The sequence below is a fragment of the Maribacter sp. Asnod2-G09 genome (genome assembly GCF_045063795.1).
Lineage (GTDB): Bacteria > Bacteroidota > Bacteroidia > Flavobacteriales > Flavobacteriaceae > Maribacter.
The window spans coordinates 112,759-135,619 of sequence record NZ_JBEFOA010000002.1; the positions used below are offsets into that span (position 1 = coordinate 112,759).

At 35.5% G+C, this 22,861-nt stretch carries 28 protein-coding genes; 13 read left to right on the top strand and 15 right to left on the bottom strand.

The window, feature by feature from the left end; all coding sequences use genetic code 11:
• Nucleotides 1-39: 39 nt before the first annotated feature.
• Both ACJJVT_RS00465 and ACJJVT_RS00470 read right to left on the bottom strand, forming a co-directional pair.
• Nucleotides 40-480, bottom strand: a complete 441-nt coding sequence (locus ACJJVT_RS00465; RefSeq protein ID WP_299801016.1) for a hypothetical protein — start codon at nt 478-480, stop codon at nt 40-42.
• A 195-nt stretch (nt 481-675) separates the two neighbouring features.
• Complete coding sequence (locus tag ACJJVT_RS00470; protein WP_405395556.1) at nt 676-1,488, bottom strand: hypothetical protein; 813 nt, start codon at nt 1,486-1,488, stop codon at nt 676-678.
• A 107-nt stretch (nt 1,489-1,595) separates the two neighbouring features.
• On the opposite strand from ACJJVT_RS00470, the gene rsgA reads away from it, so the two are divergent.
• From rsgA to ACJJVT_RS00520, 10 genes are all read left to right on the top strand, one after another.
• Entirely contained in the window at nt 1,596-2,549 is a 954-nt protein-coding gene (rsgA, locus tag ACJJVT_RS00475) for a ribosome small subunit-dependent GTPase A (protein ID WP_405395557.1), read from the top strand.
• Nucleotides 2,546-2,998 (top strand): D-aminoacyl-tRNA deacylase, encoded by a 453-nt coding sequence (dtd, locus tag ACJJVT_RS00480; RefSeq protein ID WP_405395559.1) that lies wholly within the window; start codon nt 2,546-2,548, stop codon nt 2,996-2,998. The genes rsgA and dtd overlap by 4 nt, the downstream gene beginning before the upstream one ends.
• Nucleotides 2,998-3,324: a nucleotide pyrophosphohydrolase gene (locus ACJJVT_RS00485; RefSeq protein WP_073247028.1), complete on the top strand. Its 327-nt coding sequence runs from the start codon at nt 2,998-3,000 to the stop codon at nt 3,322-3,324. The genes dtd and ACJJVT_RS00485 overlap by 1 nt, the downstream gene beginning before the upstream one ends.
• A gap of 37 nt (nt 3,325-3,361) precedes the next feature.
• Nucleotides 3,362-4,591, top strand: a complete 1,230-nt coding sequence (gene aroA, locus ACJJVT_RS00490) for a 3-phosphoshikimate 1-carboxyvinyltransferase (RefSeq protein WP_405395562.1) — start codon at nt 3,362-3,364, stop codon at nt 4,589-4,591.
• A 79-nt stretch (nt 4,592-4,670) separates the two neighbouring features.
• Nucleotides 4,671-5,720 (top strand): tRNA preQ1(34) S-adenosylmethionine ribosyltransferase-isomerase QueA, encoded by a 1,050-nt coding sequence (gene queA / locus ACJJVT_RS00495; RefSeq protein WP_299325305.1) that lies wholly within the window; start codon nt 4,671-4,673, stop codon nt 5,718-5,720.
• Between the two features lie 105 nt (nt 5,721-5,825).
• Complete coding sequence (gene rlmN, locus ACJJVT_RS00500) at nt 5,826-6,869, top strand: 23S rRNA (adenine(2503)-C(2))-methyltransferase RlmN (RefSeq protein ID WP_405395564.1); 1,044 nt, start codon at nt 5,826-5,828, stop codon at nt 6,867-6,869.
• 459 nt (nt 6,870-7,328) lie between these two features.
• Nucleotides 7,329-8,306: a polyprenyl synthetase family protein gene (locus ACJJVT_RS00505; protein WP_405396630.1), complete on the top strand. Its 978-nt coding sequence runs from the start codon at nt 7,329-7,331 to the stop codon at nt 8,304-8,306.
• Nucleotides 8,307-8,451: 145 nt separating this feature from the next.
• Nucleotides 8,452-9,015 (top strand): RNA polymerase sigma factor, encoded by a 564-nt coding sequence (locus ACJJVT_RS00510; protein WP_405395566.1) that lies wholly within the window; start codon nt 8,452-8,454, stop codon nt 9,013-9,015.
• Nucleotides 9,002-9,745: a hypothetical protein gene (locus tag ACJJVT_RS00515; RefSeq protein WP_405395567.1), complete on the top strand. Its 744-nt coding sequence runs from the start codon at nt 9,002-9,004 to the stop codon at nt 9,743-9,745. Before ACJJVT_RS00510 ends, ACJJVT_RS00515 begins: the two co-directional genes overlap by 14 nt.
• Before the next feature lie 88 nt (nt 9,746-9,833).
• On the top strand, nt 9,834-10,916 hold the full coding sequence (locus ACJJVT_RS00520) for a hypothetical protein (RefSeq protein WP_405395569.1): 1,083 nt from the start codon (nt 9,834-9,836) through the stop codon (nt 10,914-10,916).
• A 59-nt stretch (nt 10,917-10,975) separates the two neighbouring features.
• On the opposite strand, the gene ACJJVT_RS00525 is transcribed toward ACJJVT_RS00520, so the two are convergent.
• Nucleotides 10,976-11,227: a zinc-ribbon domain-containing protein gene (locus ACJJVT_RS00525; RefSeq protein ID WP_405395571.1), complete on the bottom strand. Its 252-nt coding sequence runs from the start codon at nt 11,225-11,227 to the stop codon at nt 10,976-10,978.
• Nucleotides 11,228-11,296: 69 nt separating this feature from the next.
• On the opposite strand from ACJJVT_RS00525, the gene dnaG reads away from it, so the two are divergent.
• Nucleotides 11,297-13,282 carry a DNA primase gene (gene dnaG / locus ACJJVT_RS00530; RefSeq protein ID WP_405395572.1) on the top strand — a complete coding sequence of 662 codons (1,986 nt, stop codon included), beginning with the start codon at nt 11,297-11,299 and terminating at the stop codon, nt 13,280-13,282.
• 74 nt (nt 13,283-13,356) lie between these two features.
• Here dnaG and ACJJVT_RS00535 read toward each other — a convergent pair whose 3' ends face one another.
• Complete coding sequence (locus ACJJVT_RS00535; protein WP_073247012.1) at nt 13,357-13,986, bottom strand: response regulator transcription factor; 630 nt, start codon at nt 13,984-13,986, stop codon at nt 13,357-13,359.
• Between the two features lie 164 nt (nt 13,987-14,150).
• Nucleotides 14,151-14,939 carry an NAD(+) synthase gene (gene nadE / locus ACJJVT_RS00540; RefSeq protein WP_405395574.1) on the bottom strand — a complete coding sequence of 263 codons (789 nt, stop codon included), beginning with the start codon at nt 14,937-14,939 and terminating at the stop codon, nt 14,151-14,153.
• Between the two features lie 70 nt (nt 14,940-15,009).
• Between nadE and gldB the strand changes: the two genes are divergently transcribed.
• Together gldB and gldC are read left to right on the top strand one after the other, a co-directional pair.
• Nucleotides 15,010-15,987: a gliding motility lipoprotein GldB gene (gene gldB / locus ACJJVT_RS00545; protein ID WP_405395575.1), complete on the top strand. Its 978-nt coding sequence runs from the start codon at nt 15,010-15,012 to the stop codon at nt 15,985-15,987.
• The gene (gene gldC, locus ACJJVT_RS00550; RefSeq protein ID WP_405395577.1) at nt 15,988-16,329 is read left to right on the top strand and encodes a gliding motility protein GldC; all 342 of its coding nucleotides are present in this window, start codon (nt 15,988-15,990) and stop codon (nt 16,327-16,329) included. It abuts the gene before it with no gap.
• On the opposite strand, the gene ACJJVT_RS00555 is transcribed toward gldC, so the two are convergent.
• The 10 genes from ACJJVT_RS00555 to ACJJVT_RS00600 all read right to left on the bottom strand — a co-directional run bounded on the left by ACJJVT_RS00555 (nt 16,326) and on the right by ACJJVT_RS00600 (nt 22,825).
• A complete protein-coding gene (locus tag ACJJVT_RS00555; RefSeq protein WP_299801005.1) occupies nt 16,326-16,985 on the bottom strand; it encodes a hypothetical protein in 660 nt (219 codons plus the stop codon). The two genes, gldC and ACJJVT_RS00555, sit on opposite strands and share 4 nt — an antisense overlap.
• A 362-nt stretch (nt 16,986-17,347) precedes the next feature.
• Nucleotides 17,348-17,953 (bottom strand): hypothetical protein, encoded by a 606-nt coding sequence (locus ACJJVT_RS00560; RefSeq protein WP_405395578.1) that lies wholly within the window; start codon nt 17,951-17,953, stop codon nt 17,348-17,350.
• A gap of 69 nt (nt 17,954-18,022) precedes the next feature.
• The gene (locus ACJJVT_RS00565) at nt 18,023-18,658 is read right to left on the bottom strand and encodes a transglutaminase family protein (protein ID WP_405395580.1); all 636 of its coding nucleotides are present in this window, start codon (nt 18,656-18,658) and stop codon (nt 18,023-18,025) included.
• Nucleotides 18,659-19,049: 391 nt separating this feature from the next.
• Nucleotides 19,050-19,445 carry a group III truncated hemoglobin gene (locus tag ACJJVT_RS00570; RefSeq protein WP_405395582.1) on the bottom strand — a complete coding sequence of 132 codons (396 nt, stop codon included), beginning with the start codon at nt 19,443-19,445 and terminating at the stop codon, nt 19,050-19,052.
• A gap of 9 nt (nt 19,446-19,454) precedes the next feature.
• Nucleotides 19,455-19,799 (bottom strand): cupin domain-containing protein, encoded by a 345-nt coding sequence (locus tag ACJJVT_RS00575; RefSeq protein ID WP_405395584.1) that lies wholly within the window; start codon nt 19,797-19,799, stop codon nt 19,455-19,457.
• 100 nt (nt 19,800-19,899) lie between these two features.
• Nucleotides 19,900-20,322, bottom strand: a complete 423-nt coding sequence (locus tag ACJJVT_RS00580) for a DoxX family protein (RefSeq protein ID WP_405395586.1) — start codon at nt 20,320-20,322, stop codon at nt 19,900-19,902.
• 58 nt (nt 20,323-20,380) lie between these two features.
• A complete protein-coding gene (locus ACJJVT_RS00585) occupies nt 20,381-20,884 on the bottom strand; it encodes a YegJ family protein (protein ID WP_405395587.1) in 504 nt (167 codons plus the stop codon).
• A 99-nt stretch (nt 20,885-20,983) separates the two neighbouring features.
• On the bottom strand, nt 20,984-21,712 hold the full coding sequence (locus ACJJVT_RS00590; protein WP_405395588.1) for a zinc-dependent peptidase: 729 nt from the start codon (nt 21,710-21,712) through the stop codon (nt 20,984-20,986).
• A gap of 71 nt (nt 21,713-21,783) precedes the next feature.
• Nucleotides 21,784-22,272, bottom strand: coding sequence for an AAA family ATPase (locus tag ACJJVT_RS00595; RefSeq protein ID WP_405395590.1), 489 nt, complete (start codon nt 22,270-22,272; stop codon nt 21,784-21,786).
• A 37-nt stretch (nt 22,273-22,309) separates the two neighbouring features.
• On the bottom strand, nt 22,310-22,825 hold the full coding sequence (locus tag ACJJVT_RS00600; protein ID WP_405395591.1) for a hypothetical protein: 516 nt from the start codon (nt 22,823-22,825) through the stop codon (nt 22,310-22,312).
• Between the last annotated feature and the right edge of the window lie 36 nt (nt 22,826-22,861).

Here is a 22,861-nt window from a genome sequence, read left to right on the forward strand (position 1 = left end):
GAAAGCCTGGTAAATATCGGGCTTTTTTTATGCTATTTTTTATCTTTTAAATATGTATCGGGTAATGAAAATACCTTGTCCGTCAGTGTTTCCGGCATCTGCTTCAACACCACTGGTGACAAAAACAAGTTCCCATCCATTCGCAGCCATATCACTTAGTTTAGAGGAGATAAGTGCATCATTGGCAGCAATATTCTGAAAACGAATTCCAGCAATATTATAAAAGTTCAATAATTTGGTTTCTTCAAAATCCTTAACTCTAATATCGCCACGTTTAGATTTGTTTCGGGTATTATCTTCCTCGGTTTGCTCAGATGTAAATTCCTTAAAATCTCTATCAGCATTTGCATCTATAATTCGAGATCGACCTAGTCCACTAGGTACAATAGATTCTACACTCGTAATAACTTTATATTCTTGTGCGGTCAATGTTGTTAAACCTATGCTAGATAAAAAGCAGAATAAAATAATATTTTTCATGATAATGGTTTTTTAAAATGATTGAATTTTGTGTAGTGAAAGTAGCAGGTAAAGCATAAGTAGCAAAGAAATACCCTTTATGTCATTGTAAAATGATACTTAACCATTACAAAAATCTAGTAGAAAACCAGTAGCCAAAAAAAAAGACCCGACGCTAAAAGCATCGGGTCTAATTAAATTATATGTTTTTGTTTTCTATTGAACAGAAAAATCAAATACAGATTGGTTCTCTCTACCTTGAGGTACTTGACCTTGATAAATAAAGCAATATTCACCTGGCTCTAAAGAATCTGGAGTTACTTTAAATTTGTGACCTTCAATTTCCTCAATAGCAAAGTTAAGCGCGTATTTAGGGTCTATACCACTACTGCTAGTAATCCAGCTACTTTTTCCTGTAATAACCTCTCTAAGATTCTTTTTCTCTTTTACGGTAAGTTTTACCAAAACAAACTCGTTAGGGTTGCTTGCCATTCTAAACCACCAGTTAAAGATACCTGTATCGCCACCTTGGTTGTTTTGCATGTTATCAACTTGAGTTACACTAGGGTCAAAGATGAAAGTGAATTCAGGCTGACTTTGACGAATAACGTTGTTAGATTGTGTTTTTGGTAATTGTGCTTTTTTCTTCGCGTTGATTAAACCAGAAACTAATTTCTGTGCAACTTGGTTAGAATTAGAACCAGAGAATACACTTGGTTGTACTAATTTATCTTCACCATTAGCATCGGTATAATAAATACCAGTTTTAGACATGGTGTTTTGTTTAGACTTGTCCATGATTAAAGACAATACTTCAGAAGAAACACCGGCATTTTTCATTTGCCCAAGCGCTGTAATAGAGGCATCAAACTTAACATCAGAAGTATTTATTTTATCGATGATCATGTAGTCGTCAAAACCAAGTTCAACCATTTGTACTACAGATTCGTTAGTGATAGTTTCTTGGGCAGCCCCAAAAGTAAATACTGATAATGTTAGCATCAGCAATGATTTTTTAATGAATTTCATTTTCTTGTATTTGGTTATTATTTAATGTTATAGTTCTAATTTCAAATTTATGTTAATTTTTATATTTAAAGCAGTTACTTTGTATAAAAGGAAGGTATTTTGGATAAATGGTAGGAATTGTTTATAAATCTACGGGAAGTTGGTACACTGTCAAGGCAGAAAATGGTGATTTCTATGAATGTAGAATAAAAGGGAAGTTTAGAATAAAGGGAATAAAAAGTACGAATCCCGTTGCTGTTGGCGATAGCGTTCACTTTGAAGTGGAGACAATTGGCGATGATACCATTGGTATTATCAATGAAATTGAAACACGCAAGAACTATATTATTCGTAAGTCTGTAAACTTATCAAAACAGACACATATCATAGCTGCAAATTTAGATCAGGTATTTTTATTGGTTACATTGAATAATCCGCCTACGTACCCAGTTTTTATAGATCGCTTTTTGATAACGGCAGAAGCATACGAAATACCTGCGGTTTTACTTTTTAATAAGGTGGATACTTACTCCCCTGAAGAGCTAGATGAAATTAAATTCTTGGCTGCATTATATCGTAATATCGGTTATACCTGTTTAGGGATTTCGGCAGCCACAGGTAAAAATGTAGATAAGGTCAAAGAAATGATGGTAGGTAAGACCTCTATGTTTTCTGGTCATTCTGGGGTAGGTAAATCGACACTAATAAATGCCATAGAGCCTAATTTAGATATTAAAACAAAACAAATTTCTCAGCAGCATGCACAAGGTCAGCATACCACTACGTTTGCAGAAATGTTCGATTTAAGTTTTAATGCTAGAATAATAGATACACCCGGCATAAAAGGATTTGGAATTGTAGATATGGAAAAGGAGGAAATAGGGAACTATTTTCCAGAGTTCTTTAAGCTGAAACAACATTGTAAATTTAATAACTGTATTCATGTAGACGAACCAAAATGTGCTGTAAAAGATGCATTAGAAACTGGCGATATTGCATGGAGTAGGTATAATAGTTATTTGCAGATGATAAAAGGCGAAGATGAGCATTATAGGGTAGATATACATGACGAGAAAAAATGAGAGCAGTAATACAGCGCGTTTCCAAAGCTAGTGTAACGGTTGATGGAAAACAGATTAGCGCCATCGAACAAGGTGTTTTAATACTCATCGGCATTGAAAATGAAGATACACAAGACGATATCGATTGGCTTACGAATAAAATAGTCAACCTTCGTATTTTTAATGATGACAACGGAGTAATGAATATGTCACTTTTAGCTACAAAAGGCGATGCAATTGTGGTTAGTCAATTTACGCTACACGCTAGTACTAAAAAAGGCAATCGCCCATCATACATAAAAGCAGCAAGACCAGAAGTAGCTATTCCACTATACGAAGCTTTTATTGCTACCATAGAATCTAAAATGGATAAGAAAGTAGGTACAGGCATATTTGGGGCAGATATGAAGGTAGAATTGTTGAATGATGGACCGGTTACCATATTAATTGATACTAAAAATAAAGATTAATGAATATCGAAAACGCACAACTAGAAGTAGATAACTGGATCAAGGAACATGGCGTTCGTTACTTTAATGAGCTGACCAATATGGCGCAGTTGACAGAAGAAGTAGGCGAGGTCGCTAGAATTATTGCTAGACGCTATGGCGAGCAAAGCGAAAAAGAATCTGATAAGAACAAAGATTTGGGCGAAGAATTGGCAGATGTAATGTTTGTGGTATTGTGTTTGGCGAATCAGACAGGTATCGATTTACAACAAGCTTTTGATAAAAAGTTAGATTTAAAAACAAAGCGTGATCATGACCGTCATCACAACAATAAAAAGTTGAAATAGGCGTATATTTGGCGTTCTATTTTTAAAACCATACGCTTTGAAACTTCACTTAACCGGTCCGTCAAATCATCAATTAAAAGATACTATAACTATTACAGGTTCTAAAAGTGAATCTAACCGTAGTTTATTATTGGCGGCACTATACCCAAATATTAAAATTGAAAATATTTCAAATTCTGATGATGCCCAGGTAATGGCAAAAGGATTGGAAATTTCAGAGGGTACTGTAGATATTCATCATGCTGGTACGGCAATGCGTTTCTTAACAGGGTATTTCTCTTCTCAAGAAGGTAAAGATGTAATTCTTACCGGATCTAAAAGAATGACCGAAAGGCCTATTAAAATTCTTGTGGAAGCTTTAAGAACATTAGGAGCAGAAATCACTTATGTACAAGATGAAGGGTTTCCCCCTATAAAAATTAAAGGCCAACGAATTGTAAAAGATAAAGTAAGTCTGCCTGCAAATGTGAGCAGTCAGTACATTTCTTCTTTATTATTAATTGCACCAAGTTTAGAAAACGGACTAGAATTAGAACTGGTCGGTAAAATTACTTCGGTACCTTATATTAAAATGACTTTGGCATTGCTTGAAGAAATAGGTGTGGAAACCTCTTTTGAAGGTAATATGATTAAAGTTTCACCGAAAGCAAAAGTAGTACCTACAACTTTGGTGGTAGAATCTGACTGGAGTTCGGCATCTTACTTCTATGGTATTTGTGCACTTGCAGCTCCAGGTACTGAAATTACCTTATCTGCCTATAAAAAGAAAAGTTTACAAGGTGATAGCGTGCTTGCAGATATTTATACTGCATTCGGTGTAGAAACTACCTTTGGTGAGAATAAAGTCACCTTAAAAAAGACCGATAAAAAAGTATTGGCAGCAAATGAATTCGATTTAGCCAATGCTCCGGATATTGCACAAACTATTGCGGTTACCTGTTTCGGATTAGGAGTTGGTTGTCATTTAACCGGTCTGCACACTCTAAAAATTAAAGAAACCGATCGATTGGAAGCATTACATACAGAGCTTTCAAAATTGGGAGCGAATATTTCGGTAACAGATAAAACACTTACTATAGTGCCAACGTCTGAAATTAACGCAGATGTAGCTATAGATACCTATAACGATCATAGAATGGCAATGGCTTTCGCTCCATTAGCAATGAAAACTACTCTTTTTGTGAATGATGCAGAGGTGGTTTCTAAGTCTTATCCTGATTTTTGGAACGACCTAAAACAGCTAGATTTCAGTATAAAAGAATTATAATTAACGTTTTACTTGACAAGGCCTATCTGCAGATTGTATATTTGCAGCCGCAATTTGCTACAATAAATATAACAGCTACATGAAATTATCAAATTTTAGTTTTGAGCTTCCAGACGAATTATTGGCGGAGCATCCATCTGAAAATAGAGATGAGTCTAAATTAATGGTTATCCACAGAGAGACCGGAAAAATTGAGCACAAGATGTTCAAAGACATGATCGACTATTTTGATGAAGGTGATGTTATGGTTTTGAATAACACTAAAGTTTTTCCTGCTCGTTTATACGGTAATAAGGAAAAAACAGGTGCGCGTATTGAGGTTTTTCTTTTGCGTGAGTTGAACGAAGAGCAACGTCTATGGGATGTTCTTGTAGATCCGGCACGTAAAATACGTATTGGTAACAAGCTATATTTTGGTGATGATGAAACGTTGGTAGCTGAGGTTATTGATAATACTACATCTAGAGGTAGAACATTACGTTTTTTATATGATGGTGCTTATGTAGATTTCAGAAGAAAACTAAGAGAGCTAGGTGAAACGCCGTTACCTAAGTATATTAAAAGAGATGTTGAGCCAGAAGATGAAGGTCGTTACCAAACTATTTATGCAAAGCATGAAGGTGCAGTTGCTGCTCCTACAGCTGGTCTTCACTTCTCTAAACACTTATTAAAGCGTTTAGAAATTAAAGGTGTTGATTTTGCTGAATTAACTTTACATGTTGGTTTAGGTACCTTTAACCCAGTAGAAGTTGAAGATCTTTCTAAGCATAAAATGGATAGCGAAGAGCTATTTATTGATGAGAAAGCTACAGATATTGTTAATAATGCTAAGAGAGAAAAGCGTCGTATTTGTGCTGTAGGTACAACTGCAATGAGAGGTTTAGAAAGTGCGGTTTCATCGAAGCATACTTTGAATACTTATGAAGGTTGGACAAATAAGTTCATTTTTCCTCCATATGATTTTAGCATCGCAAATGCTATGATTACCAATTTCCACTTACCAAAATCAACCTTATTGATGATGGTATCTGCATTTATGGGTCATGATTTAATGAACAAAGCGTATAAAGAAGCGATACTGGAAAACTATAAGTTCTATTCTTATGGTGATGCCATGTTGATTATATAAGTTCAAAATACATCCTTTCTAAAAAGGACAAAATAATAAAATCCCGCTTTATCACATATTGAGAAAGCGGGATTTTTATCACTAGTAATACCTACCTTTAAAAAGATGGAAGAAATAAAGAAAAAAGATATTCGGGCACTAACGCGAGAGCAGCTTAGAGAATTCTTTGTTTCTAACGGTGACAAAGCTTTTCGTGGTAACCAGGTGTATGAATGGTTATGGCAGAAAGCGGCGTATTCTTTTGATGTGATGACAAATCTATCAAAAGAAACTAGAGAAATGCTAGAAGCTAATTTTGTAATCAACCATATTAAGGTAGATCTTATGCAGCGTAGTAGTGACGGTACAATTAAGAATGCCGTTCGCTTGCATGACGATTTAATTGTCGAATCGGTTTTGATTCCAACTAAATCAAGAACAACTGCCTGTGTATCTAGTCAGGTGGGTTGTAGTTTAGACTGCAGGTTCTGTGCAACGTCTCGATTGAAGCGTATGCGAAATCTGAATCCTGATGAGATATACGATCAAGTAGTTGCTATAGACAATGAAAGTCGCTTGTATTTCGAAAGACCATTGAGCAATATTGTTTTTATGGGAATGGGAGAGCCGTTAATGAACTATAACAATGTATTAAAGGCAATTGATAAGATTACCTCTCCTGACGGATTGGGGATGTCTCCAAAGCGAATTACAGTTTCCACTTCCGGAGTGCCTAAGTTAATTCGTAAAATGGCAGATGATGAGGTGAAATTCAAATTGGCAGTTTCTTTACATTCTGCTGTTGATGAAATCAGAACTTCAATTATGCCGTTTAATGCCAAGTTTACCTTGAGCGATTTAAGAGAATCGCTAGTGTATTGGTACGAGAAAACAAGAAGTAGAATTACTTACGAATATGTAGTTTGGGACGGAATTAATGATACTCAAAAAGATGTAGATGCCTTAGTAGATTTCTGTCGTTTCGCACCATCTAAAGTAAATCTAATAGAATATAACCCTATTGATGATGGCGAGTTCAAACAAGCCTCTAACGCAGCCATAGATCGCTACGTTAATACATTAGAGAAGAATAATATAGTAGTAACCGTTCGTCGTTCTAGAGGAAAGGATATCGATGCCGCATGTGGACAGTTGGCGAATAAAAGTTAGAAGTATAAGGTATAATGTACGAGGTACGAAGTGGAAAGTACAAAGTATTAAGTTAGAAGAGAGAAAATAGAGTATAGAAAATAGACTTGTTACGAGAGTTGCATATAGCAAAGCTAAACTTAAACAATACAAAGTGTTAAGTAATATGGATTACAATAGCAATTACTTAACGTAATATATTAATACTAAATAACGCGAAGCGTTAAAGCCAAAAGCCAAAAGCCAAAAGCCAAAAGCCAAAAGCCAAAAGCCAAAAGCCAAAAGCCAAAAGCCAAAAGCCAAAAGCCAAAAGCCAAAAGCCAAAAGCCAAAAGCATTTTTGAACTTGAACTTATTTCTTTCCAACAACCAACAACCAACAACCAACAACCAACAACCAATCCCTTTAAACCATTATCTCTTCTCGGAGTACTGTTAACTGCTTGCTTTTGACTAATTTTGCCGTTCTAATACAGAGCAACTGAAAATAGTAGCACAAATAAAGGAACCTGTCTATCAGGAAATGGAGCTGTTTGAATCTAAGTTTAGAGATTCAATGACCTCTAAGGTTGCGCTACTCAATAGAATCACCCATTACATCGTAAATCGCAAGGGGAAGCAAATGCGTCCTATGTTCGTTTTTCTAACAGCAAAACTGTTGAATGACGGAGAGGTGAATGAGCGTACCTACCGTGGTGCTTCGGTTATAGAATTGATACATACGGCAACATTGGTTCATGATGATGTGGTCGATGAAAGCAATAAACGCAGAGGATTCTTCTCAATAAATGCCCTTTGGAAAAATAAGATTGCCGTTTTGGTTGGCGATTATTTACTGTCTAAAGGCCTTTTATTATCCATAGATAACGAAGATTTCGATTTGCTCAAAATTATCTCTGTCGCCGTTCGCGAAATGAGCGAGGGCGAATTATTACAGATAGAGAAAGCAAGGCGTCTAGATATCACTGAGGATGTCTATTACGATATTATCAGGCAAAAAACGGCAACGTTAATTGCAGCATGCTGTTCTCTCGGTGCTTGTTCAGTAAAGCCCGAAAGCGAAGATGTAGAAACTTTCAGGAAATTCGGAGAACTTTGCGGTATGGCATTTCAGATCAAAGATGACCTTTTTGACTATGGAACTAAACAAATAGGAAAGCCAACCGGTATTGATATTAAAGAGCAAAAAATGACTTTGCCATTAATATATGCGCTAAACCACTGTACCAAAAAAGAGAAAAGCTGGACTATCAATTCCATTAAAAACCACAATAAGGATAAAAAACGCGTCAAAGAAGTTATCGCTTTTGTAAAAGAAAAAGGCGGATTGGATTATGCGGTAACTAAAATGTTACAGTATAGAGATGAAGCGTTAGAACTGCTAAGTACGTATCCTGATTCTGAGTATAAAAGTGCTTTAGAGTTGATGGTGAATTACGTAGTTGATCGTAAAAAGTAAATCCGTCAAAAAAATATCCTTCCTTTTGTTGTTTTTAAATAACTGTATTTCAGTGTTTTAAAATTTAATTTTATTTTTTGTTTATCTTCAGGCAACTATATGCTCTTCTTCTGCGTCTATGCTAATAGAAGACCAAACCAATATTTTGAAAATTATACCTTTTTATAAAAACGAGAAGCAGCTCATTAAAAAAGCAACATCGGGTAATCGCGATGCGCAAGAGCGTTTGTATAAAAAACATGCTCCAAAAATGTTAAGTGTCTGCCGTCAGTATATAAAAGATATTCATTTTGCGGAGGATGTAATGGTACAAGGTTTTCTGAAAATGTTCAATAAGCTAGATACGTTCAAGTTCGAAGGTAGTTTTGAAGGATGGTTGCGGCGGATTATGATTCGAGAAAGTATCTCTTACTTACGAAAGCAGCAGTTTGTGGTGTATGATGATGAGGTTTATGCGAAGAATCAATCTGAAGAAATATCGCAAAGTACCGATTTAGATACCGAGCATATTCAACAATTAATAGATGCTTTGCCGCAAGGTTATAAAATGGTATTTGTGTTGTATACCGTAGAAGGGTATAAGCATAAAGAAATCGCAGAAATGCTTTCAATTACCGAAAGCACTTCAAAAACACAGTTATTAAAAGCCCGAAAATTGCTTCAAGAACAATTAAGGCAACAAAATATTATAGGGTATGGAAACCGATAAATTCGAAAAACATATAAAAACCAAGTTACAAGAGCGGGAGATTAATCCGTCAGAAAATGCTTGGTCAAAAATCTCATCAGAGTTAAAAGATGATGATGTTAAGAATAAACCTGTGTATTTATGGATTGGTGTTGCTGCTAGCATTATAGTGTTGTTGGGTGTTGCATTATTTTATTTTAGTGGAGCAAATGAGTTGAACGAATCACCAATAGAATTGGTAGAGATAGAAAACGAAGATAAGGTCGAAGAGGTAATCACTAGAGACCCAGTTCAAGAAGAACAAGTGGTTATTGTCGAAACAAATACAAAAACAGAAAGTACGACTGTTAAAAAGGAAGAGTACATAATACCAGAAGTACAAGAGAACAAAACTTTAAATGATGCCGTTGAAATAGCAGTTGTTGAACATGTATCTGCAGACCAATCTACTTCTAAATTAGAAGTGTCAGACGAAATTATAAATTCTAAAGTAGCCGATATAGTCGCTCAAATAGATGTTTTAGAGCAGTATAGTAAGGTTACCGATGCAGAAGTAGATTCGTTGTTGAAACGTGCTCAAGATGAGATATTAAGAGATAAAATATTTAATACAGATAAATCTGTCGATGCAATGGCTTTGTTGACAGAGGTTGAAGAAGAACTTGATCAATCTTTCCGAGACCAAATTTTTAATTCTTTAAAAGCCGGTTTTATAAAAGTGCGAACTGCAGTGGCAGACCGCAATAATTAATCAAACACAAATCGTTTTATCCTTCATCTCTATAAATTTTATAGGGACAGGGAGCGGAGTTTTATTCATCAAAAAAATCAAAATCGAAATGAAAACAATTACAATGTATTTAATCTTGGTGCTGACACTTCTTATAGTGCAAAATTCAGTAGCGCAAGAAGATTATCAAAAAACAATAGATACTTTAAAAGAGCAAAAACTTAGTATTACTAGGCAAGAGAAAGAAGCTTTGAAATTTGAAATAGCAGCTATTTCTAAAAAGTTAGCTAATGCTGAAATCACACAAGAAGAGGCAGATGCTTTGAAAATGAAAGCTGCTGAAAAGCATGCGTTAAATATTGAAGATAGAATTGCTATTATCAATAATAAAATTTCATTACTAGAAAGGAACAGCGGAGAGGTGAAAGAATTAGATACCTTGAATTATAAATTTGCTTTTCAAATCGGTTTTGGAGATGATGATGGTGATGGAGGAAAGCTACTCGGTTTTAGATTAAATGAAAATCAGAATAGAAGAGAACCAATTTATGACAGAAGAACATATTCAGATTTGGTGGTTGCATTAGGTCTAAATAATGCAATAGTTGAAGGTCAGTCTTTAAACGATTCGCCATATAAAATAGGAGGTAGTAGATTTTTTGAAATGGGATGGCAATGGCGTACCAGAGTATTTAAAAATACGAATTTCTTAAGATTCAATTACGGATTCTCTTTTCAGTTTAACGGATTAAAACCGAAGGATAATCAGTATTTAGTATCACTAGAAAACGGACAATCAGAACTTCAGGAGTTCGATTATGAGTTAGATAAGTCGAAATTCAGAATGGATAACCTGGTTTTTCCTATGCATTTCGAGTTTGGACCATCAAAGCAGAGTACAAGCGAAAAAAAGATGAGGTACTCATTAAAAAATCAATTTAGAGTAGGAGTCGGTGGTTATGGCGGATTTAATATAGGTACACGTCAAAAATTAAAATACACCCTTGACGGTGATAATGTAAAAGACAAGTTGAAGCGTAGTTATAATACCAATGATTTAATTTACGGCTTAAGTGCTTATGCAGGTGTTGACGGGTTTCTATTGTATGTAAAATATGATTTGAATCCTATATTTAAAGATGCAGCTGTAGAGCAAAGAAACATTTCGTTAGGTCTTCGTTTCGACCTTTAAATAAGAAATTCATTAATCAAATTAGCTGTGGTGCCGTGTGTAAAAACCGGTTACTACAGCTAATTATTTGTATTAGATAATTCGCGATTCATCTCTTCAGTAAACTCATTCTTATAATAGCCACGTTTACAATGACTACATTCTATTGTAGTCGTGCTAGATATTTTAAAAAGCTTGATCCAAAATATATGAAAATAGTTCTTTTGGGTAATAGCGATTAAAGTCCCGCGTTGCTGGCAATACGGACATGTACTGTTAAAAAGTTTTTTAGTTTCGGGCTTTCCTGGTCTAGTGCCAAAGAATAGAATCATTATTGCTATTTTTGATGTTCTAATTTACACAAAATTATTTCCCTCCTTTGGAGGGACTAAGGGAGGAATATGATTTCAAAAATTACCATCGATAAAGTATATGAAACTTCTCGTTTAGAAGAGGTGATTGGTGATTTTGTACAGCTGAAAAAATCGGGATCTAATTTTAAAGGACTTAGTCCTTTCTCTGATGAAAGATCACCAAGTTTTATGGTATCACCTGTAAAGCAAATCTGGAAAGATTTCAGTAGTGGTAAAGGCGGTAATGTAGTCGCTTTTTTAATGGAGCATGAGCATTTTACGTATCCTGAGGCTATAAAATACTTAGCAAAGAAATATAATATTGAAGTAGAGGAGACCGAACAATCTAACGAACAAAAAGAACAAGCTAGCGAACGTGAGAGTATGTACCTGGTGTCTGAATTCGCCCAAACGTATTTTAAAGAAATGTTGTGGGAGTCAGAGTTGGGTAAGGCAATAGGACTTAGCTATTTTAAGGAACGTGGTTTTACAGATGAAACCATCAAGAAATTTGAGTTAGGGTATTGCCTAGATCAATGGGACGGATTTACAACAGCTGCTTTAGATAAAGGGTATAAACTAGAATACCTTGCTAAAACAGGATTGACGATAGTTAAGGAAGATCCAAATAACCCGAATGGGGCACGAAAGTTCGACCGATTTAAAGGTAGGGTGATGTTTCCTATTCATTCTTTAAGTGGTCGTGTACTTGGTTTTGGCGGTCGTATTTTAACGAACGATAAAAAGGCGGCCAAGTATCTGAATTCTCCCGAAAGTGACATCTACCATAAGAGTAAGGTGCTGTACGGTATTTACCATGCTAAGCAATCTATCGCTAAAGAAGATAATTGCTATTTGGTAGAAGGGTATACCGATGTAATTCAATTTGTACAACGCGGTATTAATAACGTAGTATCCTCAAGTGGTACGGCATTGACTCCCGAGCAAATTAGGCTCATCAATAGATTGACCAAAAATATTACGGTATTATTTGATGGTGATGCGGCAGGTTTACGAGCATCGCTACGTGGTATAGATCTTATTTTGGAACAAGGTATGAATGTGCGTGTTTGTACATTTCCAGAAGGTGAAGATCCAGATAGTTTTGCCAAGAATAATGATTTAGAAGATGTCATGACCTATCTAAATGACAATTCTAAAGATTTTATTCAGTTTAAGGCATCGCTTCTAGTGGAAGAAGCAAATAACGACCCTATAAAAAGAGCGGATACGGTAAGGGATATCGTGAACAGTATTGCCAAGATTCCCGATCATATTCAAAAAGAGATATACATACAAGAGTGTGCCCAGATCATGAATATATCTGAGGATGTATTGTACAACACACTTGCTCAAATTGGTAAGAAAGAAGAGAAGAATGTACAAGCACCTCCAAAAGAAGAGCAAAAAGCATTTGATGTTGTTCGTAATACAGATCAAGAAAAAGAAGAAAAAGTTGACGTACAGTTTTTGCTAGAGCGAAAAATTATTGAATCGCTTATGCTATATGGTAATCTTAAAGAGCAGTTTGAAGATCTGGTATTGAAAGAAAATGATGCCGGAGATTTGGTGTTAGAGCCAGAGTTGTCTGAGATTAAGGTATACGAGAAAATCTATTTGGATCTGCAAGAAGATGAAATAGAATTGGCGAATGAAGATTTTCGTAAAATGTATGCTAGATTAATCGAAGCTTTAAATGAAAAAGAAGAATTTTCAATTACTACTTTTGTCAATGGGCTAGAGCAAGAAATGGCAAACCAAATTTCTTCTATTTTAATGGAAGAGGAGCGGTATATGTTACATGATTGGGAGCGTAAAGAGATTTTTCCGAAGAGTAAAGAAATAGGTGTTGCGCAGTTGGTAAGTGAGACGATATTGACGTTACGTTGTTTTTTGATTAAAAAGAGAATGAATACTTTGCAAAATACAACGCAAGATTCTACGACAGATCATAGAGAAGTTCTTGAAGAGATTATGAATTACATTCAGTTGAATAAATTACTGAATAAGAAATTAAATAGGGTGTTATCTTAATATTGAGAAGATGTCATAAAACAAAAAGACCTGCTAAAAGCAGGTCTTTTTTTATTTTATTCAGTTGTAAGAATTTAGTACAATTCTAAGGCTTTTGCCTGTTGTAATAAATCTACCATGTTATCTACATTTAATTTTTTCATTAAACGAGCTTTATAGGTACTAACTGTTTTTTCATTTAGGTTCAAACCTAATGCAACTTCTTTGTTACGTTTACCACTAGCTAAAAGTTTTAGTACTTCTATTTCTCTAGTTGATAATTTTCTAAAGAACCTTCTTGGTTTTTTAGTTCCTTCATCGAAAGCAAGACGTTGTGCAAGTTCGTTTGTTATGAACATGCTACCTTCACTTACTTTAGTTACTGCTGCAGTAATGTATTCTACACCAGATGATTTCGATAAATATCCGAAAGCACCAGCTCTAATGGCACTTAAGGCGTAAACATCTTCAGATTGACCGCTGTACATAAGGACTTTTACGTCCGCGTAATCTTTTTTAATTCTGCGTAATGCCGCTATTCCATTAACATCAGGAATATCCATTTCTAGCATGACTACATCGGGGGTTGTGTCTTTAAGTTTTTCAAAAAGTTCTTCGGTAGTAGCTACCTCATCGATCAGTTCAAATCCCTCAGCGGATTCTAGAACCTTCCTAACTCCCATTCTTATGATAGGGTGGTTATCCGCTATTAAAACTTTGATCATTAATTATTTTTTTATATAGATTTTGGAACCTTTTTGTCTGAAAAGACTACATGCAATGTAAGGCTTAAAATTCTAAATTAGAAGTCAAAGTTGCATTATTTTACTTCTAACGTAAAATTTTCGGCTTTATTTTCGATTTAATACCTTGATTCTTAGTTGAGTTGTTATTTTAACTGTTTTGGAATCTCACAAACAGGTATTGGCAACATCTTATGTTGGTTCATGGTATTCAGTCTTGTAAAGATAGTGTAAACTTCCTTTTTTCTACCTTCAAAGTCCTCAATTGTTTTACCCTCGTCTTTCATGTTCATCGCCCATTCTAACTCAGGATAAGAAGCACCAATTTGATCTTCATCAGTTCTATCGTCGCCCCACAATCCATCAGTTGGTGCAGCGCCGATTATCTCTTCGTTTATACCTAAAACCTTTGCAATGGCATAAACTTCGGTTTTCATTAAATCTGCAATCGGACTCAAATCTACGCCGCCATCTCCGTATTTGGTGTAAAAACCTACTCCGAAATCCTCCACCTTGTTACCAGTTCCCGCTACAAGGTAGCGTTCAAGTGCTGCAAAATAGTATAAGCTGGTCATACGTAAACGAGCTCGTGTATTTGCCAAAGACATAAATCTGTCCTCTTCATTATCAACAGCTGGTAAAGTAGCGACCAAACTATCGAAAACCGGTGTAAGGTTTACCGGTTGTCTTTTTACATTTTTAAAATTCTCTTGTAACCACTCAATATGGCGAGATGCACGATCGCTTTGATTCTCGGCTTGGTGAATTGGCATTTCTAAACAAAGAAGGTCTAAACCTGTCTTTGCACATAGGGTAGAAGTGACTGCAGAATCTATTCCGCCAGATATACCAATGACAAAACCTTTCTGTTTTGCGTTTGTGGCATAATCCTTTAACCAATTAACAATGTGCTCAATTACCTTTTCCGTTTGCATACCGCTCTAATTATTTAGTAAAATCAATTAACTTTGCCCTAAAAATAAGTTGAACACTGTGAATAATAAAATGTATTGTAAAATACTTACCAAGGTCAAACCTATTTTTATACTATTATCAGTTTTTTTCATTCTTTCTAGCTGTAATGATAGTGATAAGGTAGCCGAAGAGATAGCTGCGATACCGATAGACCTAAAAATTTCGCGATTTGATCGTGAGTTTGCCGCTTCTGGCGAAAAGGGATTACCGGCATTGCGAAAAACGTATCCGTACTTGTTTCCGGCACCAGATAGTGTTTGGATCGCTAAGATGCAAGATTCCCTTCAAATAGAATTGTTTCAAGAGGTGGGTAATGCCTTCCGTAGTTTTGAAGATGAAGAAGAAGGGTTGGTACAATTGTTCAAACACATCAAATATTATTTTCCAGAATACAAAGTGCCAAAAGTACTTACCGTTACCAATGATGTTGATTATAATAATAGAATCATTTTAACCGATAGTTTATTATTTATCAGTCTTGATAATTATTTAGGTTCTGAGCATAAGTATTATGGCGGCTTTCAACGTTACATAGCACAGTCTTTAGATCGCAATTATTTAGTGAGCGATGTCGCTAGTGCATTTGCAAAACAAGTTGTACCAAGACCTAGAGACCGTACATATCTTGCTCGAATGGTTTATTTCGGTAAAGAATTATACCTGAAAGATAAATTGATGCCAGAGGCTACCGATGGTAAAAAGATAGGATATTCTCAAGAAGAAATAGACTGGGCAATTGCGAACGAAGAGCCTATGTGGAGAAATTTTATTGAGAACGAATATTTATATAGTACCGATAATAAATTGAACCAGCGATTTTTAGAACCTGCACCGTTTTCTAAATTCGGATTAGAATTAGACAACGAATCGCCAGGTAAATTGGGTCGTTACGTAGGTTGGCAAATAGTGCGTGCCTTTATGGAAAATAATGATGTAAGCATGATGCAATTAATGCCGATGCCTGCGGAAGAAATATTTAAGAAATCAAATTACAAACCGAGAAATTAGATGGCAGATTTACATACTTCAGAAATTACACTGCGCGTAGGATTAGATGAGAATAGAATTCCGGAAACATTAAACTGGTCTGCACAAGACGGTGGTATAGAAAATGAAGCGGCCAAGGCAATGTTATTATCCGTTTGGGATAGTAAGAACCAAGAGTCGTTAAAAATTGACTTGTGGACAAAAGATATGCCTGTTGATGAAATGAAAACATTCTTTCATCAGACTTTAGTTTCTTTGACCGACACTTTCTTAAAGGCGACACAAGACGATAAAATGACTTCTACGATGAAAGATTTCTGTGATTACTTTGCAGAAAACCTAAATCTTAAAGAAAAAGATTAAGCTGTTTTTAACTTCTTTTTTCCTTTAGTTTTTTTAATCCAGTAGATAATATAGGCAGTTCCTAAAACGGACGGAGTAAGCCATGCCCACAGATTGTCTTGGTGCATACCTGCAACTATAAATGCAGTAACCGAGGCTATTAGAGCACCTAACATTCTGCTTAAGTGATTTATGAGCCAAAGTTTTCTGTTTTCTAATGTGGTCTTAAATAGTTTGTAGTCGCCAATGGTTAAAAAGAGGCCGGTTAGACCAAATACTAGAAATAGGATACTGTGAGAATAACCTTGTATTAGTCCGGTAGTACCAAAGCCGATCATTAAGAGCGCGCAAACAGCCATAATTGCTGAAACTAGTATATCGGTCAAATTTGCTTTTGTTTTTTTAACAGATTTAAATGTAAGCGCTCTATTACCTGCCAATACCATGTAAATGGTAAAAATACCGATCAGGAATAAAAAGGTATTGATGTGATTGGGCATTCTAGCCACCACCAAAGAAATAGCAGAGCTTATAATCATAGACCAAGAAAACCATTTGCCCAATCGTTTATGGTTTAGTCTTCCTTTTTTAACAATGATACTTGCAATACCGGTGATTAGCCCCACACCGCCAAAAAAGGCGTGTATATAAATAAAAATTTCGATGATATTTTCCATGGTCGGTTGGTTTTATGTTACCCAAAGATGGAGTAATCACAATCATGAAACTAAACAATATAACCGAATTGTAGGTTTTGGATGCTGAGTTGTATTGGGAGGTTTTAAGTACAAGGTATATGGTAAGAGGTAGTAAGTATTAAGTAAAAAAGTATATGTCATTGCGAGGAGAATTTCGCGACATTGAAATCTGGTTGCTAGAAGAACAAAACTATTCTAAAAGAAATTTCATTTTTCATTTTTCATTTTTCATTTTTCATTTTTTAACTTTTGCTAATTGCTAATTGCTAATTGCTAATTGCTAATTGCTAATTGCTAATTGCTAATTGCTAATTGCTAATTGCTAATTGCTAATTGCTAATTCATTTCCTATTCTTCTTAGGCTTGCACGTCATACAAAAATCAGATAGCGAATTAATTTCGTTGATGACTTTACCGTGTTCTTTTTGAAGTAATTCAGCATCTTTCCCAAAATCGGTGGCTTTAAAGACTTGGGCACTTACGGTGTTCATTTCCTCTTGTAGCTCATTGAAAATAGGTTGAAATAAACTAGCGTCGCTAAAAGCACCTTTTTCTTCGTAGATTTTCTTGCGTATTTTTCTAGAATACAGCTCTACCAAATCAAAATCATAGCGTCCAAATTGTAGCAGCTGATTTGCGGTTAACGAATCTGGAGCAACCAAAACAGCTACGTTCTTTTGAAAAATAGCTTTTACTTTGTTGTTAAAGTTTTTGGTGAACATGAAAGAAACCGAGTTCATATTAAAACTGAAATCTATTTTAGAGCCTGAATAGATGGAATAAGAGGTAAGCGTAGAGTCGATTTCCGATTCGGGAGATTGGTAGTCACTCAGTTGTAATTCGTAATCTGGCGTCCATTGCATTGGTTCTTGGGAAAAGGCCAATGAATATGAGAATGCTATAAATAAAGTAAAAATGAATTTTTTCAAGGGAATTGTATTTTCCATCGAATGTACTATAAAAAATAATCTGTAAAGTAGATTGGCGAAGTTTTGAATATTAAAGTTTGTTAAAACCTACAGTTGAAACTCCGTCTGGTTGGTTCCGGTATCAAAAATATTGGGGTAATGCTCGCGTGCATTCCGTTCCATAAATTCCATAGGTACATCTTCAAAATGACCGTAGTCTTCTAGATACTCCATAAATTGTATTCCGTCTGTGCTGAACTCTTGTAAAACAGCATCATTTTCACCGTCAAAATCTAAAGGAGCCACATTAAGCATTTCACATAACGATGCATTGAATGTAGGGGAGAGCTTCAGCCATTTATCATTTATAAAAGCATCTACCATGCCATGGGGCGTAAGTTCGTTGGACCCGAATTTCTCTATTAATCGTTCTACGCCAATATGGTTTTTAACTTTCGCCAAATGAATTCTAGCGGGTATACCTAGGGCACGAAGTCCTGCGATTAATATGATAGATTTATCAATACAATGCCCTTTTGGGCGTTTTGCAATTTCACTGGCTCGGTATTTCTCTTTATTGAAACTTAAGCTGTATGGGTCGTATCGCCATGCATCACGTACTTTGTTGTATAGTGCAATAGAAATTTCTTTCTCAGAGAGTGAAGTATTTTTAAATTCAGAAACCAAGTCTTGAATCTCGTCACTTTCATAATCAAAAAAATAGGTAGGGGATAGGAAATCCATAGTATTGAAAATTAGCAAATTATTTCACGTTCAATTTACGAAATAGATTTGGCATATTCGCTTCGGTAATGGGAGACTGTTTAGATTAAGTATTAAGTAAAGAGTACAAAGTATGAAGTACGTATTGTAAGTTAGAAGTTAGAAAATAGAGTATAGATGATAGACTTATTTTTAATTTGTATTTAGCTAAGCTAAATTGTTTACATAGCCAATAGCCAATAGCCAATAGCCAATAGCCAATAGCCAATAGCCAATAGCCAATAGCCAATAGCCAATAGCTAGAACTAGCTAAACACTAACCCACTGTCAACTGAACACTGAACACTGATACTGCCAACTGATACTGAATACTGTTACTGAATACTGCCTACTAAACACAAATCAACTATAATCACTGATTCTCCGGTCTACTCTGCCAAATATGAATATACTGCCCTGTTGACATTCTTCGCGCCATATCTTTTGCTCTAGTTGCTAATTCGCCTTCATAGAGCTCATCGATGGTTTCGAACCATAATTGTAGCCATTGTGCAAAATGGTCTTGTGAGATAGTATGCTTAAGATTTTTATCAACATTGACATGTGCCTTAGACGGACTCCCACGGAAAGTTCGGACGCCAAAAAGGTTCGATTCCCAGAAATCGGTGAGTTTGCTTAAGTGGGTAGGCCATTGCTCGTCGGTAATATGTCCGTTGAAAATGGGACCAAGCATTTCGTTCTGCCTAATTTTATCGTAGAAAGTATGCACCAATACCCTAACATCTTCTCTATTGGTAATTTCGCTCATGGTCTGTTTTTAAGAATCGGCAACAACTTTTTCTACCCGTTCAGCTGCATCTTGTTTTGAAAGTGTAAGTCGAACAATACTGTCGGATTTCGCTAAAAGGTCGTGCGGAACATTTGCGGCTAAGGTAATAATATCTCCTTGCTTTAGGGTGTGATGAGCACCTTCCACTCCGAATTCAATTTCACCTTGTACGATATGCACTATAATAGGGAAAGGAGCTTTGTGCTCTTTCATAAGTTGCCCGTTCTTCATTACAATTCGAATCTCTTTAGAAAACGAAGTTTCCATAAGCACTTTAGTAACAATTTTAGAATCGTTAAAATCTAAATTTTCGGTAAAAGATATCTTTTGCATCGTACTTTTTTTCAAAAGTAGTAATGAACAGCAACTAGAACTATGACACTTCTCATACCAAGTCGATAACTAGATATCGAATTGAAAAATACTGTTGATTTTAAAGCAATGCTCGCAACTTTTTATTTCTGAGTAAAACGCTTACCCACACAAGAACACCGAAAATAACCGGATAAATAGTTAAGGTCATATGGTCTTTATGAATTACATGAGTAGCCACTGCACCCCCTAACCATGCGGTTATGAGCAAACCACCGATAAACATGGTTTTCGGCATGGTGTAAAGTACTATAGATACTACCAAAATCATGCCTAATGCCATGACATATTCTGAAGGATAGCCCATTTCTACAGCTCCTTTAACAGCCGTTTCGGTTTGCAAAACATTATTTACAGCACCCATTAAGAGCATAAAAATAACAATGCCTTGTAGAATATAAGAAGTCCACAAGATGCCTTTCGAGGTTTTTTTGATAGTTTCCATACGGTGTAGATTGGTTTGATTGTCAACTACAATGTACATTTTTATTTCATTAAAAAACAGCTAGTTACGCTATGGTGAATGGTGAAAAAAGAAGTGGCTATTTAAATATAAGTCCGTTCTCAGCATCAAATTGTGCTTGTTCTTCAGGGGATAATCCGTTGCGAATAGCACGAATGGTAAAACCACCAACTACTTTGCCTTCGTCGTAATACATCCAATCGCTAATATCGGCGTTGTTTACCGTAATGGTATCGCCCAATTGAACTTTGTTGGTGTAAACCGGTTCGTTGGCAATAATTCCCATTAAAGTATTGTCAATTAATTGAATATCGCCCACCCAAATATGTTCGGCACCACCATCGGCTTCGAATTTTTGTTTAATAGTGAAATATTCAAAATTAGGATTCTCGCTAGTTATTGCCTCTTTAAAATCACCGATAGAATTTTTGGCATCTATCATAGCCTGGTTCATTTTCGCATCGTCGTCTTCCACATTGTACACATCTGGTTCGCCAGAGCGTTCTGTTTTATCAGCTGAGCCTTCTTTGCAAGAAGTTAATATAAATAATAGTGATGCGATAAAAAGTAGCGATTTCTTCATAAGGTGAATATCTATTTTATTTGTAGTACTATGAAGCACAACGCAATACTTCTAGTATTGTTTTACTTGATAATCGAGATTTTAATGCCTGATAGAAGTTTACTTCGGATTTTTCCCGTTTCTAGGGTCTTGTTTTAGCACTTTGGCGGTGGTGCGGTAAAAAGTAGGCGAGTAGGAGTAGAACTCGTGCGGTTGCTCAAAAAAGGTCTCTAACGCAATAGCAAAAAGCTCCATTAAGTTAGTGCCGCCATAGTCTCTAAAAATGGTGTATTTACCTTCACGTATAAGTGGTATTTTTTTAGTAGCCAGTTCTTTCCAAGCGTTGAGGTCCGCATCTTTAAATGCTTTCGAAAAATACGAGCCTTTGGCATTTTCAATAATTAAACAATGACTGAACTCATGTATGGCAATATTTAATCCGTCATCGGTAATAACGAATCCTTTTTCTACGGCAGGCCACGACAAGTTTACACGCTTGGTAACGGTATTTACATCACCATCATACAAAACATCTCTACCGGTGTACGAATATGAAGTCGGAGTAACAAATATGGTTTTAAAAATGCTTAGAACATCTTGTTTCAAACCAAAGGTAATCTGAACGAATGCGCTAGAAATGACCAATTTCATTTCGGTAGTAAGTTCAAAACCTTCTGTAGCGCCAAATTTTGTAGTATTTAAAAACAGCAAAGTTCTCACCACAAAAGACTCTTGGTGCTTTTCTGTTAATGCAGTGTAGTAAGAGTTCCATTTGCTAAGTACCTCATGGCATTCGTGCTTGCTGCTCGATTTAAGAAAAAAGTTGACGAAAGTATGTTTTACGTTCAAGTGGTTGGGTTGGTTGAAACTGTGGTTTAATAAATAGTAATCACAAAAAAATGCGGAGGGCAAAATTAGTGTTATTCGGTGATAACAACACTACCAATAAGTTCATTTTCGGTAGGTTTTTCAAACCAAGTTTCCATAAAGTCAAAATTCTCTTGACTAACTTCAAACTCAAACGTAGCTCCTTTTTCTGTGTTGCGCTGTTGTACACGTTGCCATCTGGTATTTTTTGAAATATCTAAAAAGTGAAGTTTAATTTCGAACCCATTAGATGCTGCAAAAGCTCTAAACTTTTCTCGGTGTTTAAATTTAGATAAGCCCAGGTCTAAAATGGCATCGGTATCAGATTCCTCTAATTGCGCAACCACATTTAAAATCATTTTTTCAGCCCGCTCAATACGTTCTAAAAACCATTCTAATCCGTCGGTTTCAGTTTTGTCTGGTAGAAATAGGGTATTGTTCCAAGTATCTATAGAGAAAATTACACCTTTGGTTTTCTTTTTTAGTTCGTTTGAATAGGTTGTTTTACCTGAACCTGTATTACCGACGATGAGGTGTAGCATGGAGTATTTTTTTAAATTTAAGAATTATACTATTATTTTATTCAACTCTAAAACTCTTCTCGATCAAATCAAACCCTGGCTTATTTGTGGCGTTATCTTCCGTCGCTTGTTGTATTAGAATTGCAAAAGTTTTATCACCTTCATAAAAGAAGTGAATATCGCCTTCATGATCTAAGCCTAGAATACTTGCCGTAAAGTTTAAAGAAGTAGAATTTATATCATTAAATGAACCGTCAACAACACTTTTAAAATTGAGCTTAGAATTTTTATAGATGATATTATTCTCTAATTCTTCTTTATATATATCTACCCATTCATTTAAATCCATCTCACCATTCACCCAAGTTATGGTTATAATGCCGCTAGAATCAAAACCATCTTTTTCGACAGATAAATAATACCCGAGGTCATCTATATTTTCTTCATCAGTAATTCCCCAACCAGTTGGGCTGGTTATTGAAACTCCGTCTCTTTCAAATTTTGCAGGTTTACTTTCGCTACAGGATGTAAAGAATAGAAATATAGATGCTATTAAGATTAGTGGTTTTTTCATGTGGTTGGTTTTTAAAAAGAATTTTTTGGTAATGAT

Bases quoted from the DNA above. Each gene is read 5' to 3' on its own strand.
- ACJJVT_RS00585 (WP_405395587.1), bottom strand. From the start codon at position 20,884: ATGAAGAAATCGCTACTTTTTATCGCATCACTATTATTTATATTAACT.
- gldB (WP_405395575.1), top strand. From the start codon at position 15,010: ATGTATTGTAAAATACTTACCAAGGTCAAACCTATTTTTATACTATTA.
- ACJJVT_RS00565 (WP_405395580.1), bottom strand. From the start codon at position 18,658: ATGGATTTCCTATCCCCTACCTATTTTTTTGATTATGAAAGTGACGAG.
- rsgA (WP_405395557.1), top strand. From the start codon at position 1,596: ATGGTAGGAATTGTTTATAAATCTACGGGAAGTTGGTACACTGTCAAG.
- gldC (WP_405395577.1), top strand. From the start codon at position 15,988: ATGGCAGATTTACATACTTCAGAAATTACACTGCGCGTAGGATTAGAT.
- ACJJVT_RS00555 (WP_299801005.1), bottom strand. From the start codon at position 16,985: ATGGAAAATATCATCGAAATTTTTATTTATATACACGCCTTTTTTGGC.
- ACJJVT_RS00580 (WP_405395586.1), bottom strand. From the start codon at position 20,322: ATGTACATTGTAGTTGACAATCAAACCAATCTACACCGTATGGAAACT.
- ACJJVT_RS00600 (WP_405395591.1), bottom strand. From the start codon at position 22,825: ATGAAAAAACCACTAATCTTAATAGCATCTATATTTCTATTCTTTACA.
- nadE (WP_405395574.1), bottom strand. From the start codon at position 14,939: ATGCAAACGGAAAAGGTAATTGAGCACATTGTTAATTGGTTAAAGGAT.
- ACJJVT_RS00520 (WP_405395569.1), top strand. From the start codon at position 9,834: ATGAAAACAATTACAATGTATTTAATCTTGGTGCTGACACTTCTTATA.
- ACJJVT_RS00515 (WP_405395567.1), top strand. From the start codon at position 9,002: ATGGAAACCGATAAATTCGAAAAACATATAAAAACCAAGTTACAAGAG.
- ACJJVT_RS00575 (WP_405395584.1), bottom strand. From the start codon at position 19,799: ATGCAAAAGATATCTTTTACCGAAAATTTAGATTTTAACGATTCTAAA.
- ACJJVT_RS00525 (WP_405395571.1), bottom strand. From the start codon at position 11,227: ATGATTCTATTCTTTGGCACTAGACCAGGAAAGCCCGAAACTAAAAAA.
- queA (WP_299325305.1), top strand. From the start codon at position 4,671: ATGAAATTATCAAATTTTAGTTTTGAGCTTCCAGACGAATTATTGGCG.
- ACJJVT_RS00535 (WP_073247012.1), bottom strand. From the start codon at position 13,986: ATGATCAAAGTTTTAATAGCGGATAACCACCCTATCATAAGAATGGGA.
- dtd (WP_405395559.1), top strand. From the start codon at position 2,546: ATGAGAGCAGTAATACAGCGCGTTTCCAAAGCTAGTGTAACGGTTGAT.
- rlmN (WP_405395564.1), top strand. From the start codon at position 5,826: ATGGAAGAAATAAAGAAAAAAGATATTCGGGCACTAACGCGAGAGCAG.
- ACJJVT_RS00465 (WP_299801016.1), bottom strand. From the start codon at position 480: ATGAAAAATATTATTTTATTCTGCTTTTTATCTAGCATAGGTTTAACA.
- ACJJVT_RS00470 (WP_405395556.1), bottom strand. From the start codon at position 1,488: ATGAAATTCATTAAAAAATCATTGCTGATGCTAACATTATCAGTATTT.
- ACJJVT_RS00560 (WP_405395578.1), bottom strand. From the start codon at position 17,953: ATGGAAAATACAATTCCCTTGAAAAAATTCATTTTTACTTTATTTATA.
- dnaG (WP_405395572.1), top strand. From the start codon at position 11,297: ATGATTTCAAAAATTACCATCGATAAAGTATATGAAACTTCTCGTTTA.
- ACJJVT_RS00570 (WP_405395582.1), bottom strand. From the start codon at position 19,445: ATGAGCGAAATTACCAATAGAGAAGATGTTAGGGTATTGGTGCATACT.
- ACJJVT_RS00485 (WP_073247028.1), top strand. From the start codon at position 2,998: ATGAATATCGAAAACGCACAACTAGAAGTAGATAACTGGATCAAGGAA.
- ACJJVT_RS00595 (WP_405395590.1), bottom strand. From the start codon at position 22,272: ATGCTACACCTCATCGTCGGTAATACAGGTTCAGGTAAAACAACCTAT.